The sequence below is a fragment of the Streptococcus anginosus genome (genome assembly GCF_001697145.1).
Classification (GTDB): Bacteria; Bacillota; Bacilli; order Lactobacillales; family Streptococcaceae; genus Streptococcus; species Streptococcus hominis.
The window spans coordinates 757,687-772,832 of the sequence record NZ_CP012719.1; the positions used below are offsets into that span (position 1 = coordinate 757,687).

The 15,146-nt window shown below is 39.8% G+C and carries 19 protein-coding genes and 1 other annotated feature; of the genes, 13 read left to right on the forward strand and 6 right to left on the reverse strand.

Annotated elements, in window-relative coordinates; all coding sequences use genetic code 11:
• Window positions 1–121: 121 nt before the first annotated feature.
• From SanJ4206_RS03710 to murT, 3 genes are read right to left on the reverse strand one after another with little or no spacing between them, the layout of a single operon-like run.
• Entirely contained in the window at window positions 122–370 is a 249-nt protein-coding gene (locus tag SanJ4206_RS03710) for a LapA family protein (protein ID WP_022525093.1), read from the reverse strand.
• 28 nt (window positions 371–398) lie between these two features.
• On the reverse strand, window positions 399–1,184 hold the full coding sequence (gatD, locus tag SanJ4206_RS03715) for a lipid II isoglutaminyl synthase subunit GatD (RefSeq protein WP_003027581.1): 786 nt from the start codon (window positions 1,182–1,184) through the stop codon (window positions 399–401).
• On the reverse strand, window positions 1,184–2,527 hold the full coding sequence (murT, locus tag SanJ4206_RS03720) for a lipid II isoglutaminyl synthase subunit MurT (RefSeq protein WP_003027579.1): 1,344 nt from the start codon (window positions 2,525–2,527) through the stop codon (window positions 1,184–1,186). Before murT ends, gatD begins: the two co-directional genes overlap by 1 nt.
• Window positions 2,528–2,634: 107 nt before the next feature.
• On the opposite strand from murT, the gene cdaA reads away from it, so the two are divergent.
• The 6 genes from cdaA to SanJ4206_RS03750 all read left to right on the forward strand — a co-directional run bounded on the left by cdaA (window position 2,635) and on the right by SanJ4206_RS03750 (window position 8,169).
• A complete protein-coding gene (gene cdaA / locus SanJ4206_RS03725) occupies window positions 2,635–3,492 on the forward strand; it encodes a diadenylate cyclase CdaA (protein ID WP_003027578.1) in 858 nt (285 codons plus the stop codon).
• Entirely contained in the window at window positions 3,479–4,207 is a 729-nt protein-coding gene (locus tag SanJ4206_RS03730) for a CdaR family protein (protein ID WP_003027575.1), read from the forward strand. Before cdaA ends, SanJ4206_RS03730 begins: the two co-directional genes overlap by 14 nt.
• 24 nt (window positions 4,208–4,231) lie before the next feature.
• Window positions 4,232–5,584, forward strand: a complete 1,353-nt coding sequence (gene glmM / locus SanJ4206_RS03735; protein WP_003027572.1) for a phosphoglucosamine mutase — start codon at window positions 4,232–4,234, stop codon at window positions 5,582–5,584.
• 108 nt (window positions 5,585–5,692) lie between these two features.
• Window positions 5,693–6,343, forward strand: a complete 651-nt coding sequence (serB, locus tag SanJ4206_RS03740; RefSeq protein WP_003027570.1) for a phosphoserine phosphatase SerB — start codon at window positions 5,693–5,695, stop codon at window positions 6,341–6,343.
• 3 nt (window positions 6,344–6,346) lie between these two features.
• On the forward strand, window positions 6,347–7,459 hold the full coding sequence (locus SanJ4206_RS03745) for a glycerate kinase (RefSeq protein WP_003027567.1): 1,113 nt from the start codon (window positions 6,347–6,349) through the stop codon (window positions 7,457–7,459).
• 215 nt (window positions 7,460–7,674) lie between these two features.
• Window positions 7,675–8,169 (forward strand): EbsA family protein, encoded by a 495-nt coding sequence (locus tag SanJ4206_RS03750; RefSeq protein WP_022525091.1) that lies wholly within the window; start codon window positions 7,675–7,677, stop codon window positions 8,167–8,169.
• Here the strand turns inward: SanJ4206_RS03750 and SanJ4206_RS03755 are convergent.
• Window positions 8,156–8,353, reverse strand: a complete 198-nt coding sequence (locus tag SanJ4206_RS03755) for a ferredoxin (RefSeq protein ID WP_003040052.1) — start codon at window positions 8,351–8,353, stop codon at window positions 8,156–8,158. The two genes, SanJ4206_RS03750 and SanJ4206_RS03755, sit on opposite strands and share 14 nt — an antisense overlap.
• A 45-nt stretch (window positions 8,354–8,398) precedes the next feature.
• Between SanJ4206_RS03755 and SanJ4206_RS03760 the strand changes: the two genes are divergently transcribed.
• The 7 genes from SanJ4206_RS03760 to SanJ4206_RS03790 all read left to right on the forward strand — a co-directional run bounded on the left by SanJ4206_RS03760 (window position 8,399) and on the right by SanJ4206_RS03790 (window position 13,009).
• A complete protein-coding gene (locus SanJ4206_RS03760) occupies window positions 8,399–8,848 on the forward strand; it encodes an SAG1386/EF1546 family surface-associated protein (RefSeq protein ID WP_003027559.1) in 450 nt (149 codons plus the stop codon).
• Between the two features lie 9 nt (window positions 8,849–8,857).
• Window positions 8,858–9,535: a (d)CMP kinase gene (gene cmk / locus SanJ4206_RS03765; protein WP_003027556.1), complete on the forward strand. Its 678-nt coding sequence runs from the start codon at window positions 8,858–8,860 to the stop codon at window positions 9,533–9,535.
• A 26-nt stretch (window positions 9,536–9,561) separates the two neighbouring features.
• Window positions 9,562–9,691 (forward strand) — a sequence feature (ribosomal protein L20 leader region).
• Between the two features lie 15 nt (window positions 9,692–9,706).
• Window positions 9,707–10,237 (forward strand): translation initiation factor IF-3, encoded by a 531-nt coding sequence (gene infC, locus SanJ4206_RS03770; RefSeq protein WP_003025051.1) that lies wholly within the window; start codon window positions 9,707–9,709, stop codon window positions 10,235–10,237.
• Window positions 10,238–10,270: 33 nt separating this feature from the next.
• Window positions 10,271–10,471 (forward strand): 50S ribosomal protein L35, encoded by a 201-nt coding sequence (rpmI, locus tag SanJ4206_RS03775; RefSeq protein WP_003025048.1) that lies wholly within the window; start codon window positions 10,271–10,273, stop codon window positions 10,469–10,471.
• 46 nt (window positions 10,472–10,517) lie between these two features.
• Window positions 10,518–10,877: a 50S ribosomal protein L20 gene (gene rplT, locus SanJ4206_RS03780; protein WP_003027551.1), complete on the forward strand. Its 360-nt coding sequence runs from the start codon at window positions 10,518–10,520 to the stop codon at window positions 10,875–10,877.
• Window positions 10,878–11,156: 279 nt separating this feature from the next.
• Window positions 11,157–11,543: a lactoylglutathione lyase gene (gene gloA, locus SanJ4206_RS03785; RefSeq protein ID WP_003027547.1), complete on the forward strand. Its 387-nt coding sequence runs from the start codon at window positions 11,157–11,159 to the stop codon at window positions 11,541–11,543.
• 101 nt (window positions 11,544–11,644) lie between these two features.
• Window positions 11,645–13,009 (forward strand): polysaccharide deacetylase family protein, encoded by a 1,365-nt coding sequence (locus SanJ4206_RS03790; RefSeq protein ID WP_003027544.1) that lies wholly within the window; start codon window positions 11,645–11,647, stop codon window positions 13,007–13,009.
• Window positions 13,010–13,061: 52 nt separating this feature from the next.
• On the opposite strand, the gene SanJ4206_RS03795 is transcribed toward SanJ4206_RS03790, so the two are convergent.
• Together SanJ4206_RS03795 and SanJ4206_RS03800 are read right to left on the reverse strand one after the other, a co-directional pair.
• Window positions 13,062–14,150 carry a DEAD/DEAH box helicase gene (locus SanJ4206_RS03795; protein WP_003027540.1) on the reverse strand — a complete coding sequence of 363 codons (1,089 nt, stop codon included), beginning with the start codon at window positions 14,148–14,150 and terminating at the stop codon, window positions 13,062–13,064.
• Complete coding sequence (locus SanJ4206_RS03800) at window positions 14,134–15,123, reverse strand: Gfo/Idh/MocA family protein (protein WP_003025036.1); 990 nt, start codon at window positions 15,121–15,123, stop codon at window positions 14,134–14,136. Before SanJ4206_RS03800 ends, SanJ4206_RS03795 begins: the two co-directional genes overlap by 17 nt.
• Window positions 15,124–15,146 lie beyond the last annotated feature (23 nt).

Below are 15,146 nucleotides of genomic sequence, written 5' to 3' on the forward strand. Positions count from 1 at the left end.
TTTTTGAAAAAATAATGTCGTCCGATTTGCGGACAAGAAGATTTTGACAAAAAAAGACGTGTCCGAAAGTAAAATCCGAACTTTTTAAGAATATCTTCAAAAAACTAGGTTGGATTCCAACCTAGTTTTTTGTTTTGAGTTCTTTTTTGGCTTTGGCTAATTCATTTTTGAGAGAGAAATTTTTCGGCATACTGATGAGGATAGTAGTAATGGCTCCAAGTAAGACAGAGAGTAAAATTAAGAGAATCAGTGGAATTTTAAAACGAAAGAGAATAAAGCTAACGGTGACGCTTTGCATATTAGCAAAAGACAGTCCAGCGATTAGGAGGATTGCAAGTAGCAGTAAAATGTAGTACATTCTTTCTTTCATCATTGGTCTCCTTTTGTGTTTCATATCCCTATTCAAACTCTGCCTTGCTCTTGACGTCTCCGTATTCTTCTGGGACTTCTTGAGCTAGAATGTCCTCGTAGTTGGCGAGGGGAATATCTTGACCATATTTATTCTTCAGAGCAGTTGTCACTAGGCGGTAAGCTAGATTGGCATTGCGGGATAGGATAGGACCGTGGAAATAAGAGCCAAAGACATTCTTGTAGTGCACGCCTTCGCTTTGATCCTTCTTGTTGTTTCCATTCCCATAAATAATTCTGCCAAGCGGTTTTTCGTCTTCAGATAGGAATGTCCGTCCTTGGTGATTTTCAAAACCATAATAGGTTTCGTCAAATTCATCGTTATAAATCTTGATGTCGCCGATGTAGCGGTTATTTTTTTGATTGAGAGTATAGTGTCTCATAATTCCAAGTCCCTCAATCCGCCGACCAGAAGCTTCGATATAGTATTGACCTAGAAGCTGAAAGCCACCACAAATAGCTAGCACCACGCCGTCATGATTGATAAATTCTTCCAAGCTATCTTTTTTTGCAGGCAGATCTCGTGCCACAATGGTCTGCTCGTAGTCTTGCCCTCCGCCAAAAAACGCCAAATCATAGTAATCTTTGTCAAACTCATCTTCAAGTGAGACAATATCAATCTGAACGCGAGCGCCTAGCTTTTCAGCTACATATTTGAGCATGAGAATATTGCCATTGTCACCGTAGGTATTCATGAGATTGCCATAGAGATGAGCAATCTTTAAATCATAAGTATAATCCCGATTTTCAGGAGAAGTTAGTGATGTATAAACCATTAGTTCATCTCCTTTCTGACGACTTGATGAGAAGCAAGCAATTCACGGAATTCTAGCATGGCGGTATAAGTAGCTAGGATATAGGCATGCTTGGTTTCTTGGTTTTTAATTTCTTCAAAGACTTGGCTTAAATCAGCTACTTCACTGATTTGTTCAGCGTCATAGCCAGTCACTCGTAAGCGGCGGGCAATCTCAGAATGACGAACCCCGCCAGCAATCATATGTGGGATATCCATGTTTAAAACCTGCTCGAAATCCGCGTCCCAGATCCAGCTCGTGTCAATACCGTCCGCATAGTTAGCGTTGAGCAAAACGGACAAGCTAAATGGGTAAGGAGCGAGCTTGATCATCTCCAGAGCTTGCGTGGCTCCGACAGGGTTTTTAATGAGAACCAGCGTACACTCTTTGTCTCCAATCTTGAAAGTTTCCTGACGTCCGAAAACGGCTCTGCTCTTGTCAAAACCAGTCTTGATAGTGGTTGGGTCAACTCCAAAGAACTGAGCAACGGAAACGGCAGCTAAAGCATTGTAGATATTATACAGACCACCGATATTGATGTGATAGCTTTGTCCGTCAATGACAAATTCTGAACTGTTGTGATGAAGGCTGGTCAACTCAGTCAGTTTGTAGTCTAATTCAGGGTGCCTAAAGCCACAGTGCTCACAAATATAATCGCCTAGATTGGCATAGGTATTAAGCTTGTATTTTAAAATGTGCTGACATTTAGGACAGAGAATACCCTCCGTATTGTAATGAGCTAGCTGTGGTTCTCCTTTTTCGGTATCAAAACCATAATATTGGACCGGATTTTTGAGAGTAACAGAGTTAAACAGCGGACTGTCTCCATTTAGCAAGACGGTTGCCGTAGGAACTTTTTGAGCAGCATCCAAAATCATTTGGTAGGTCGTGTAAATCTCCCCGTAACGATCCATTTGGTCGCGGAAAATATTGGTAAAGACGAAGAGGCTCGGTTTAATGTAGTCGCAAATGCGTGAGAGACTAGCTTCATCGATTTCTAGTACGGCGATATTCTTGCCGGATTTTCCTTTTTTAGCGGTCAAAAAAGTCGTCGCAATCCCGCTAATCATATTGGCTCCGCTGGGATTGGTCACAACTTCGCCAAAAGCCTCTTTGAGAATTCCAACTGTAAGAGCAGTAGTCAGAGTTTTACCGTTGGTTCCTGTGATTACCACCACTTTGTAGTCACGCGCTAGTGTGTTCAAAATGTCGTTGTCAAATTTCAGAGCAAGCTTTCCGGGCAAGGTTGATCCGCGTCCCAATTTGCTTAACACAAAATGGGAGGATTTTCCTACAAGTTTGCCAAATAATGTATTTATCTTCATAAGAAATATTTTATCATAAAAAATTAAAGAAGGTTACAGAAAAATATTTTGAAAAGTGATATAATAATCAAGAACGTTTTTAGGTTGAGAAAGAGAGGACACTGAAAATGAATTTTCAGCAATTGTCCAATCTCCAATATTGGTCTAGTTTATTTTCTAGCCCTTGGAGTATTGTTACCAATATTATAGATATTGCACTGGTTGCTTGGATTTTATTTTATTTTACAAAAGCAATCGCTGGCACTAAAATTATGATTCTCGTTCGAGGGGTTTTAATGTTTGTGTTGGCTCAGATTCTTGCCAATGCCATTGGTTTAACAACGGTTTCTTGGTTGATTAACCAAGTTATCACCTATGGGGTCATTGCGGCGGTTGTGATTTTTACACCTGAGATTCGTACTGGTCTGGAGAGGCTGGGGCGTGCTACCGATTTGTTTTCGACAGCACCGATTAGCTCAGAAGAAAGAATGGTGCAGGCATTTGTCAAAGCAGTAGATTATATGAGTCCGCGGAAAATTGGAGCTCTCGTTGCTATCCAAGGTAGCAGAACCTTGCAAGAATACATTGCAACAGGGATTCCGTTGGACGCTGATGTATCTGGTGAGTTGTTAATCAATATCTTCATTCCCAATACACCGCTACATGACGGTGCTGTCATTGTAAGAGACAATAAAATAGCCGTTTCTTGCGCTTATCTTCCGCTCACAGAAAACACAGGGATTTCTAAGGAATTTGGGACACGTCACCGCGCGGCAATCGGTCTGTCAGAAGTATCCGATGCCCTTACTTTTGTAGTATCGGAGGAAACTGGAGGTATCTCTATCACACATAATGGAGTTTTCAAGCATAATTTGACATTAGAGGAATTTGAAGCAGAATTGCGGAAAGTACTGATTTCAGATGAACCACCAAAATCACCATTTAGAAATCGTGTGCTAGGAGGTTGGAAACATGAAAAATCGTAAACAGATTTGGTACATCATTTCTTCAATCTTTTTTGCGGGTATTTTATTTATTTACGCCACCACGACAAATTACCAAAATAATTCAAATGCTAGACAAACAACTTCTGAAACCTATACCAACACCTTGCCTAGTGTACCAATTGATATTAAATACAATAGTGAAAAGTATTTTATTAGTGGGTTTGCGTCCGAAGTATCAGTAGTGTTAACAGGCTCTAATCGTGTAACCCTTGCCAGTGAAATGCAAGAAAGTACACGAAAATTCAAGGTTGTGGCGGATTTGACAAAAGCTACGGAAGGAACAAGAGAGGTACCTTTAGCAATTAAAAATTTGCCTAGTGGTTTAACTGCGACTGTCACACCGGCTAAGATTACGGTGAAAGTTGGCAAGAAAGCAAGTAAGACAGTTGAAGTGAAAACAACTATCAGTTCAGCCCAGTTAGCAGATGGGTTGATGGTTGATCGCGTGACGGTTGGTGACAATAAGGTAACTGTTACAAGTGACGAAGATACGCTGGCTAAGGTCGATCATGTAGAAGCGGTAGTGCCAACTAGTGAAAAAATATCCGCTAACTATTCAGGAAATGCCCCACTACAGGCAGTTGATGCAAATGGTACAGTTTTGCCAAGTGTGATTACTCCTTATGAGACAACCATAAAAATTACTGTTAAATCATCAAGTTCGTCCTCAAGTTCGACGAGCTCATCCAAATAAAAGTATTGAAAGGATTTTAAAAAAATGGGAAAATATTTCGGAACGGACGGAGTTCGTGGAGAAGCAAATGTGGAATTAACGCCAGAATTAGCGTTTAAATTAGGTCGATTTGGTGGCTATGTATTGAGCCAGCATGAGAAAGATGTACCCCGCGTCTTTGTAGGACGTGATACACGTATTTCAGGAGAAATGCTGGAAAGTGCTTTAGTAGCTGGACTTCTGTCTGTTGGGATTCGTGTTTATAAGCTCGGAGTTATTGCCACACCAGGCGTTGCTTATCTGGTGAAATCTGAGAAAGCAAGTGCTGGTGTCATGATTTCAGCTAGCCACAATCCAGCGCTTGACAACGGTATTAAATTCTTTGGTGGCGACGGCTATAAATTGGACGATGAGCGTGAATTAGAAATTGAAGCTCTACTTGATGCTAAAGAAGACGATTTACCGCGTCCAAGTGCGGAAGGGTTAGGAACTCTTATGGACTATCCAGAAGGATTGCGCAAATATCAACAATATCTCGTGTCCACTGGTCTTGATTTAGACGGAATGAAAGTTGCTCTTGATACAGCAAATGGTGCTGCTTCAACAAGTGCTCGTCAAGTATTTGCGGATTTGGGAGCTAGATTGACAGTCATTGGAGAAAATCCAGATGGGTTAAATATCAACTTGAATGTTGGCTCTACACATCCTGAAAAATTGCAAGAAACAGTCCGTGAATCAGGATCAGCACTTGGTCTAGCATTTGACGGAGATAGCGATCGCTTGATTGCAGTTGATGAGAATGGTGAGATTGTCGATGGTGATAAAGTTATGTATATCATCGGGAAATACCTCTCTGAAAAAGGTTTGCTTGCTCAAAATACAATCGTAACAACCGTTATGTCAAACCTTGGTTTCCATAAGGCTTTGGATCGCGAAGGCATTAACAAGGTGATTACAGCTGTTGGTGACCGCTATGTTGTAGAAGAAATGCGCAAATCTGGTTACAATCTGGGCGGTGAGCAATCCGGTCACGTGATTATCATGGATTATAATACGACGGGTGACGGTCAGCTGACCGCTGTTCAATTGACAAAAGTAATGAAAGAAACAGGTAAACCTTTGTCTGAATTAGCGTCGGAAGTAACGATTTATCCACAAAAATTGGTCAATATCCGTGTTGAAAACAGCATGAAGGACAAGGCCATGGAAGTGCCTGCCATTAAAGCGGTGATTGAAAAAATGGAAGCGGAAATGGCTGGCAATGGTCGCATTCTTGTTCGTCCAAGTGGGACAGAACCACTTTTACGGGTCATGGCAGAAGCACCAAGCCACGAAGAAGTAGACTATTACGTTGATACAATTGCAGATATTGTACGTACTGAAATTGGTATTGAATAAAGTAAAGAAGCTCTTGTTTGTACAGCAAACGAGGCTTTTTTCTTTCTATTGCAACTTGTTTTGTCAATCAATTTTTTATATAATACAAGCAATATATGAGGTGATGATGTGAAAACAAGAGGGCTATTGGTACTGGATGTTGACAGTACCTTGATTAGAGAAGAAGGAATTGATTTGCTAGGTGCAGCAGCAGGAGTTGGTGAGCAAGTCGCAGCCATTACAGAACGGGCTATGCAAGGGGAATATGATTTTGAGACAGCTCTGATAGAACGCGTGGCCTTGCTCAAAGGACTTCCTGAAACAATTTTTAAACGAGTCTCTAAGAAAATTCATTTTACCAAAGGTGCTCAAGAGTTGATAGAAGACATGCACCGGTGTGGATACAAGGTTGGCGTTGTATCAGGCGGATTTCATGAAATGGTAGACGAATTAGCCGCGAAATTGAATGTAGATTACGTAAAAGCTAATCGTTTAGAAGTGAAAGACGGTAAGCTAACCGGCAGAGTTTTAGGAACAATTGTCACAAAAGAAGTCAAAAAAGCAATGCTAAGACAATGGGCGGAGGAAAACAATTTGACTCTTGCTCAAACCATTGCTGTAGGAGACGGTGCCAATGACCTCCCAATGATATTGACGGCAGGAATCGGGATTGCTTTTAACGCCAAGCCTCTTGTGAGAGAACAAGCGCCGTATCAAATCAATCAAACGGACTTGTATCAGGTCATAAAACTTTTGGAAGAGATAGAAAGTGAGGACTAAGCCATGCATATTTTAATTGCACCAGATTCTTTTAAAGAAAGTTTATCAGCCCAAAGTGTTGCAGAGGCTATAAAAGCAGGATTTTCCAAGGCACTCCCTGAAGCGACATTTGACTTGCTACCCATTGGAGATGGTGGTGAAGGAACGATGACGGCTTTGATCGCAGCCTTGCAGTTAGACACTTATACTCACATCGTAACCGGGCCTTTCGGAGAACCTATTTCGATGAAATATGCTCGCAAAGGAGATATAGCTCTCTTTGAAATGGCTGATTTGGTTGGTTTAGCCTCTATTTCACCAGAAAAAAGAAATCCTCTGACCCTTGATACCAGAGGACTGGGAGAGTTAATTTTGTATCTAGCCAAGGAAGGTGTGCGGCAAATTTATATTGGCGTAGGGGGCTCTGCTACCAATGATGGTGGAATTGGAATGGCAGCTGGGCTGGGTTATGAATTTTTTGATAAAGACAATCATTTGCTTCAAGCAAAAGGTGCGTCTTTAGGTCGTGTGGCTCGCATTTCAGCTGATAATGTTCCTGCAATTTTGGAAAATCTGGACATTCAGATTTTGACAGATGTCACAAATCCTCTCTGTGGTGAAAATGGCGCCACGTACGTCTTTGGAGGGCAAAAAGGTTTGCCCGCTCTGCTATTTTCTCAAGTGGATCAGGCAATGGCAACATTTTATAAACAGGCTAATCCAGCAATTTTTTCACTAGCTGGTGCAGGTGCTGGAGGAGGTATGGCGGCTGGTCTGGTGACATTTGCGCATGGAAAAATTGTTTCAGGAATTGATACTTGTCTTAACTTGCTTGATTTTGATAATCGTGTCAAAAAGGCTGATTTAGTCATCGTGGGTGAAGGACGAATGGATCAACAAAGTCTGGCAGGTAAAGCTCCGATTGGAGTAGCCAAAAGAACGCCTAGTAATATTCCTGTGATTGCTATTTGTGGTAGTTTAAGCGATGACTTACCTGATTTTCCGGCAGAAAACATTCAAGCTGCTTTCCCAATCATTTCTCAAGTCGAACCTCTAGCTATTACTCTAGCCAAGGCAGAAGAAAATCTCATCCGAACAGCTCAAAATATTGGAAATCTATTAAAAATGAAAATATAAGATTTAACTCTATCGGCTGAATCTTGAGAAAGTGGAATTTGAGCTATTTGCATTTTCGTTGAGGCGATTATCTCTATCACATCTGCCATTTTCGACTAATTTAATAAGGGATTAGAGCTAGTATTCTTTCACTTCCTTAATTTTTTCTTTTGTTGTCTAATCTCACTCCCATTTTTCTTTTTTTTATGATAAACTATATAAGAGGAGGTGTAGATATGATAAAGATTTTTGGTCAATTGCGTTATCATTGGCAGCCAGATCTTTCTCTTCTAATCATTTATTGGTCTTTATCGGTCATTCCGATTTTTATAGGTTTTGCATTTTTATTTGAGAGTTCAGAAGTTCCGTTTTTAGTTCTTTTCTCTTTCTTTCTCTTTATGGTTTTGTTAGGGATTGGCGTACATAGATATTTCACTATATACGATGACGGGATTTTGAGAATTACTACGGCAAATCCATTCACACCTTCAAAGATTGAAATTTCAACAATTCGTAAAGTGGAAGTGACAAAAACTTCTATTACTCTTTTATTTGATGGCAAAGAAAAAGGCCGTACGTTTTGTATGCGTAAGTGGCCTAAGAAGTATTTTGTAAATGCTTTGGCTTTGAATGACCATTTTAAAGGGGAAGTTGAACTAATGGACAACTTAACCCACGTAGACTATTTTGAAACCTATTATGCTCATCCTAAAAAAACTACTCTTTCTTAAGAGCTTTTGTAGGACAGTTTTTGATGGCTTCGATAACATCAGCTGTTTCAGGAACTTCCTTTTCTAGCAATTCATCATCTTGATAAAATTTGACAATGCCATTGTCGTGGTAATCAAATAAGTTAGAATAAGTTTGGCAAAGCCCGCAAGCAATGCACCGTTCAGGAATGAGTGTAACTTTCATATTCATATTGTAATCGGAATTTGGAAAAAATACAAGGAGGAAGTCATGGCAAAGGAACCATGGGAAGAAGATATTTACGACAAGGGAGAAAAAGAATTGACGAGAAGTAAAAAAACGAGCGATGTAGTGGCCAATCGTGTGTTGACAATTTTAGCGGTTATTTTTTTCATCATAGTGATTACAATTGTAGGTATGATGATTTATTTATCAACTGGCGGAAGCAGCAAAAAAGCAGCAACAGAGGGCTTTTATAATACTAAGGCTACCAGCAAACCAAGTGAAAGTTCCAGCGTTCCAGAGTCTTCTAAGGCAACAAGTGATAGCAGTCAAACGCAATCATCTGAAGGAACGCTTACTGTTCAAGCTGGAGAAGGTGAGGCGGCTATTGCTGCGCGTGGAGGGATTTCGATTGCTGAATTGGAGCGTTTAAATCCTTCTCACATGACGACAGGTGCTTGGTATGCCAATCCGGGTGATGTGGTGAAAATTCGATAGGAGTATAGAATGAAACAAATTCAAATCGCCATTGATGGTCCAGCTTCAAGCGGAAAGTCAACAGTTGCCAAGATTATTGCGAAAGATTTCGACTACACTTACTTGGATACAGGCGCTATGTATCGTGCGGCGACTTACTTAGCTTTAAAGAATGATTTATCGGCAGAAAAGTGGTCTGAAATTGTCGCATTATTAGACACTTATCCAGTTAGTTTTGGGCGTGATAAAAATGGGGAGCAGCTTGTTTTTGTTGGAGATGTAGATGTGACGCATCCGATTCGTGAAAACGAAGTGACCAACAATGTCTCTTGGGTGTCTGCAATTCCAGAAGTACGAGAAAAGTTGGTGGATTTACAGCGAGAAATTGCTGCTCAAGGCGGTATCGTTATGGACGGCCGTGATATTGGAACGGTTGTATTGCCTCATGCAGAATTAAAAATTTTCCTCGTAGCCTCAGTTGAGGAAAGAGCTGAGCGCCGTTATAAAGAAAATCGTGAAAAAGGCATTCCGACGAACTTAGAAACTCTGAAAAAAGAAATTGCAGAGCGGGACTATAAAGACAGTCACCGAGCGGTTTCTCCTTTAAAACCAGCAGCAGACGCCATTCATTTTGATACAACGGGTGTTGGAATTGCTGAAGTTGTGGCTTTTATCGAAGAAAAAGCTAAAAAAATCCTTGACAAATAATCCAAAACTTGGTATCATATAAAAGTTGAGAAAAGCAGAAGTGAGAACTTCTCGCCTTGCGACTAACGTTGTCTGGCTCTACGGATTAAGTTTCAGAAATGAAATACTATCATGTAGTGCGGGCTTGCGTTAGCAAGTCCGCTCTTGTTTTTCTCTAAAAATAAAAAAGAGGTGAAAACCATAGCAAAACAAGACTTATTCATCAATGATGAAATTCGTGTGCGTGAAGTTCGTTTGATCGGTCTTGATGGTGAACAATTAGGCATTAAACCACTTAGCGAAGCGCAAGCAATTGCCGACGATGCAAATGTGGACCTTGTTCTGATTCAACCACAAGCTAAACCACCTGTTGCGAAAATTATGGACTACGGAAAGTTCAAATTTGAGTATCAGAAAAAACAAAAAGAACAGCGCAAAAAACAAAGTGTTGTTACTGTGAAAGAAGTTCGTCTCAGTCCAACGATTGATAAAGGTGACTTTGATACAAAACTTCGCAACGCACGCAAGTTCCTTGAAAAAGGAAATAAAGTGAAGGTTTCTATTCGCTTTAAAGGGCGGATGATTACTCACAAAGAAATCGGAGCTAAAGTATTAGCCGACTTTGCTCAAGCAACGCAAGACATTGCGATTATTGAGCAGAGAGCTAAAATGGATGGACGTCAAATGTTCATGCAATTAGCACCAATCCCTGACAAAAAGTAATCTGTCAGAAGTTAGAAAAAGGAGAAAAATATCATGCCAAAACAAAAAACACACCGCGCATCAGCTAAACGTTTCAAACGTACAGGTTCTGGTGGCTTGAAACGTTTCCGTGCTTACACTTCTCACCGTTTCCACGGAAAAACAAAAAAACAACGTCGTCATCTTCGTAAAGCAGCAATGGTGCATTCAGGAGATTTCAAACGTATCAAAGCAATGCTGACAGGTCTTAAATAAGAGATTTTGTAGCAGATTATTCTAGGAAATATTGGAGGAAATATAAATGGCACGTGTTAAAGGTGGCGTTGTATCACGCAAACGTCGTAAACGTATTTTAAAATTAGCTAAAGGTTACTATGGTGCAAAACATATCTTGTTCCGTACAGCAAAAGAACAAGTAATGAATTCTTACTACTATGCATACCGTGACCGTCGTCAAAAGAAACGTGATTTCCGCAAATTGTGGATTACACGTATCAATGCGGCAGCTCGTATGAATGGTTTGTCATATTCACAATTGATGCATGGTTTGAAATTGGCTGAAATTGAAGTCAATCGTAAAATGCTTGCGGACCTAGCTGTCAACGATGTAGCAGCTTTCACAGCTCTTGCAGATGCAGCTAAAGCAAAATTAGGTAAATAATGAAAAATAGGCTGGGAGAATGTTTCCAGCCTTAAATTATACTGTGTCATAGATCAACGACGCAATGATTGATTGTTCAAAGGAGAGCCTTGAGATTGCAAGATAGAATGTGCGAAACAAATCTCAGGGCTATTTGTTTTTTAACTCAGCAACTTTATAGGAGCGGGATGGGACTAAATTTTTGTTTAGTTCGATCCCACTCCTTATTTTTTCTTCATAGCTGAAGCTGGAGAAAATTCGTGATTTAGGATATAATGGAAAAAAGCAAAGGAGGATGCTATGGCTTCTAAAATGTTGCATACGTGCTTGCGAGTGGAAGATCTAGAAAAATCTATTGCATTTTATGCAGATGCATTTGAATTTAAAGAATTACGGCGCAAGGACTTCCCAGAACATCAATTTACAATTGTTTATTTGGGACTTGAAGGTGATGATTATGAGTTGGAATTAACTTATAATTATGGACACGGACCTTATGTGATTGGCGATGGATTTGCTCATGTGGCTTTGAGTACGCCTGATTTGTTGCAGCTTCACGCTGAACACACTGCTAAAGGATATGAGGTTACACAGCCAAATGGACTTCCTGGAACAAAGCCGAATTATTACTTTATTAAGGATCCGGATGGTTATAAAGTTGAAGTGATTCAAGAAAAAACTTTATAAGTTTGTAAATAATTGAAAATGAAAGGCTTGAAATTATTTTAGCCTTTTTTAGTAGGTAAAGTCTTTTTTAAACGAAAGAGACGAGGTAGAAAGGTAGTGTAGTGAAAAAAATACTTCTCATTGTCCTAAATGTCGCTTTTTTAATGATTATTATTTTTGGGAGTTTTCGGATTAGAAAATTGCTACAAGAAAGAAAATTAAATCGACAAATTTCACAAGTTCTGAAAAGGACAGATACAAAATATCATTATGGTTCAGTACGAAAGCAGACAGGACGTGTAGGAAGTCAGCTCATTACGTCTTACTATCCATTAACAGAGAGCAAGCAAGATATTGGTGTTATTAAAGAGAAAATCAATGCCGATATTCAGAAATTTTCAGATAAACAAAGTCAAGTATCGCAATACGATAACCTTATTTTTTATGTGAGTCATTTTACAGAGACAAATTTTTCTGGAGTAAAGCAAGTTGACATCAAGCGAATCTCTTATCCAGTGTTAACTACGAAAGTTGGAAAGGCTAGAGAAGAGGTTTTGGACTCGCTTTACATGTCGTCTGACAACAAATTGTTTAGCTTAAATCGACTTTTTAAAAATGTTGAGCAAGCCAAAAAGTTATTGCTAGAAGAAATGCAGCAGAAAATCACCGCTCTTCATAAAACAGAAGGACAGAAGATTCTACAAGCATTTCAAACAAGAGATATCTCCCAATGGACATTCAGTTATGAAAAAGGAAAACTCAATCTATTTTATAAAAACAATGAGCGAGTTTCAAAGGTGGAAATCGCCTTACCAGCCTTATATGAGGTAATTGATGAGCATTATTTAAAGGGAGAGGATTTGGCCGCATATCAGTCCTATCAAGCAAAAAAACAGCAAAAATTAGTAGCTTTGACGTTTGACGATGGTCCCAATGCAGCAACGACACCGCAGGCTTTGGATATTTTAGCCAAATACCATGTCAAAGGAACTTTTTTCATGTTGGGGAAAAATATAGCTGGAAATGAGCAACTTGTCAAACGTGTTCATGATGAGGGGCATGAGATTGGCAATCATAGTTGGAGTCATCCACAATTACCAACTCTTGCTCTTGAGCAAGCAAAAAAACAGATTGAGGATACACAAGCAGCACTTCGGGCTGTTATCGGAGAGAGTCCAAAAATGATGCGTCCGCCCTATGGAGCTATCAACAATACACTCCGAAATGCTGTTGATATGTCTTTCATTATGTGGAATGTGGATAGCTTGGATTGGAAAAATCGCAATACTGGGTCTATCATGGAGCAAGTGAAAAAGCAGACTTATCCAGGATCAATCATTTTAATGCATGATATTCATCAAACCACCATTAATGCTTTGCCGAGTGTAATTGAATATTTGCAAAAGAATGGGTACACTTTGGTTACAGTTAGTGAACTTCTGAATCATCAATTGGAAGGACATCGGCTGTATTACGGTGTAAATTAGATAGAAAAAAAGGATAGAAATGATTGCTTCCTATCCTTTTTCTATACTCTTTTTATTTCACATAGAGTTCACGATTTTTTAAGATAATTTCTTGAACGTGGGCATATTTTTTTAGTGTTTTTAATTCTTCTGGGTGGCTGATGAATGTAATGACATAGCCCTCTTTGCCCATACGACCAGTCCGTCCGGCGCGGTGGGTATAGGTTTCAAAATCGCGAGGCAGGTCATAGTTGATGACACATTCGAGAGAATCAATGTCAATTCCTCTAGCTACCAAGTCAGTAGCAAGTAAGAGTGTGAGTTCGTCGTTTTTAAATTGCTCCAAGATGACTTTGCGGAATTTGACATTGACATCACTTGCCAGAGACACAGCTTGAATGTGACGATATTGTAGTTTTTCCTCAGCATTTCCTAAGTCTGAGAGGGCATTGAAAAAGACAAGGGCGCGAAATTCTGAGACATGAGCGAGCTTTCGCAAATATTCAACTTTGTCGCGCTGTTTAACTTGCATATAAAAATGTCGAATATTGTCAAGATGTTGATCTTCCAGTTTGATTTGGAGAGTATTTTCAGCAAGCTTGTCTTGGTCAAACTTAGCAGTCGCACTCATGTAAATCAATTGATGTTCACGTGGTACATAGTGAAGGATCTGCTGCACAAAATGATATTGCGAATCGCTAAGCAGTTGATCAAATTCATCCAGAATGATCGTATCGACAGTCATCATTTTGATTTTTTTTAGTTTAATCAATTCAAAAATGCGTCCTGGCGTCCCGATGAGAATTTCAGGGCCTTTTTTTAACCGTTCAATTTGTCGTTTTTGGCTGGAGCCAGATAGAAAGAGCTGAGCTGTTAAGCCAAGTAGTTCAGCCCATGTTTTGGTGACGTCAAAAATCTGTCCAGCTAGCTCAGTATTGGGAGCCAAGATAAGTAATTGCTGGGATTTCTTAGGTTTTAGTTTTAGAAGAGTTGGGAAAAGATAGGCAAGTGTTTTTCCAGTTCCGGTAGGGCTTATCCCAAGGAGATTCTCTCCTTCCGTAATGGGAGAAAAGAGTTGTTCTTGAATGGGAGTTAAATGCTCAAAGCCAAGTTTAGTGAGTTGGTCTTGCCAACTTTTGGGAAATTTAGTTGTTATCATCATCAGCCTCAAATCTAATACCAGCATCTTGTCGCATGCTAAACAGAGTTTTATGCACGGCAGCAGCAGCGTCTAGCCAGTTTTGGTAGGTTTCTTGTTTTATTTCACCACTTAATGCTTTAGCGAATTGTTTGGCTTCTTCAGCCATGGTGTGAGAAGAGCACGCAATTTCAAGAGTTGTTTTCTCCTTGTTTAGATTTTGGAAAACAGCAGAAGTGATGAATTCGATTGAATTCAAGGTTAGTGTACCGTCTGTTGTGTAAATTTCAGCAGGGAAAAAGCTATTGATATTTTTTCCGGTTTGGATAGTCACTTGAAATTCTGGATAGATTAAACTTCCTACTCCATTTAGATCAACAGTATTTGGTAACTGCTGAGCGGTATAATAGGCATTTTCTGGTGCTCCAAAAAGTCGTATGGCTGCATAGACAGGATAAATGCCTAAGTCCATTAGAGCACCGCCTGAAAATTTCGCCGAAAAGACGTTTGGCTTTTGTCCAGCTAACAGAGCTGGCATTTTGGAAGAATACTTCGCATAGGTGAAATGCGCTCCAAGAATGGTTTTGTTTTTGAGAAACTCTGAAATGACGTCAAATGATTGCTCATGATAGTTTCGAGCCGCTTCAAAAATGTACACATGTTGTTCTTGAGCTAATGCTACCAATTCAGCCCATTCTTCTGGGCGTGAGACAGCAGGCTTTTCCACAATCACATGTTTGCCTGCTAAAACGGCAGCTTTTACTTGTGGGAAATGCAGAGAGTTGGGGCTTGCAATATAAATAATGTCTATATCACTAGTTAAAAAATCAGCCATATCTGTGTAGCAATCTACATTTTCATAATGACTGGCAAATGTTTGAGCAGCATGTATCGTCCGTGAATATACCACAGTCAGTTGATAGTCCTTTGTCGAATGAGCAGCCTTGACAAATTGGTGAACAATGTCTCCTGTTCCAATCGTTCCGAGTTTTAACATCGTTTTCTCCTTATTTTTTGTCT

Excerpts from the sequence above, each read along its gene's own strand:
- SanJ4206_RS03795 (WP_003027540.1), bottom strand. The coding sequence starts at position 14,150 with ATGATGATAACAACTAAATTTCCCAAAAGTTGGCAAGACCAACTCACT.
- SanJ4206_RS03800 (WP_003025036.1), bottom strand. The coding sequence starts at position 15,123 with ATGTTAAAACTCGGAACGATTGGAACAGGAGACATTGTTCACCAATTT.
- gloA (WP_003027547.1), top strand. The coding sequence starts at position 11,157 with ATGGCTTCTAAAATGTTGCATACGTGCTTGCGAGTGGAAGATCTAGAA.
- gatD (WP_003027581.1), bottom strand. The coding sequence starts at position 1,184 with ATGGTTTATACATCACTAACTTCTCCTGAAAATCGGGATTATACTTAT.
- SanJ4206_RS03760 (WP_003027559.1), top strand. The coding sequence starts at position 8,399 with ATGGCAAAGGAACCATGGGAAGAAGATATTTACGACAAGGGAGAAAAA.
- cdaA (WP_003027578.1), top strand. The coding sequence starts at position 2,635 with ATGAATTTTCAGCAATTGTCCAATCTCCAATATTGGTCTAGTTTATTT.
- SanJ4206_RS03745 (WP_003027567.1), top strand. The coding sequence starts at position 6,347 with ATGCATATTTTAATTGCACCAGATTCTTTTAAAGAAAGTTTATCAGCC.
- rplT (WP_003027551.1), top strand. The coding sequence starts at position 10,518 with ATGGCACGTGTTAAAGGTGGCGTTGTATCACGCAAACGTCGTAAACGT.
- SanJ4206_RS03710 (WP_022525093.1), bottom strand. The coding sequence starts at position 370 with ATGAAAGAAAGAATGTACTACATTTTACTGCTACTTGCAATCCTCCTA.
- glmM (WP_003027572.1), top strand. The coding sequence starts at position 4,232 with ATGGGAAAATATTTCGGAACGGACGGAGTTCGTGGAGAAGCAAATGTG.
- cmk (WP_003027556.1), top strand. The coding sequence starts at position 8,858 with ATGAAACAAATTCAAATCGCCATTGATGGTCCAGCTTCAAGCGGAAAG.
- rpmI (WP_003025048.1), top strand. The coding sequence starts at position 10,271 with ATGCCAAAACAAAAAACACACCGCGCATCAGCTAAACGTTTCAAACGT.
- SanJ4206_RS03750 (WP_022525091.1), top strand. The coding sequence starts at position 7,675 with ATGATAAAGATTTTTGGTCAATTGCGTTATCATTGGCAGCCAGATCTT.
- SanJ4206_RS03730 (WP_003027575.1), top strand. The coding sequence starts at position 3,479 with ATGAAAAATCGTAAACAGATTTGGTACATCATTTCTTCAATCTTTTTT.
- murT (WP_003027579.1), bottom strand. The coding sequence starts at position 2,527 with ATGAAGATAAATACATTATTTGGCAAACTTGTAGGAAAATCCTCCCAT.
- SanJ4206_RS03755 (WP_003040052.1), bottom strand. The coding sequence starts at position 8,353 with ATGAAAGTTACACTCATTCCTGAACGGTGCATTGCTTGCGGGCTTTGC.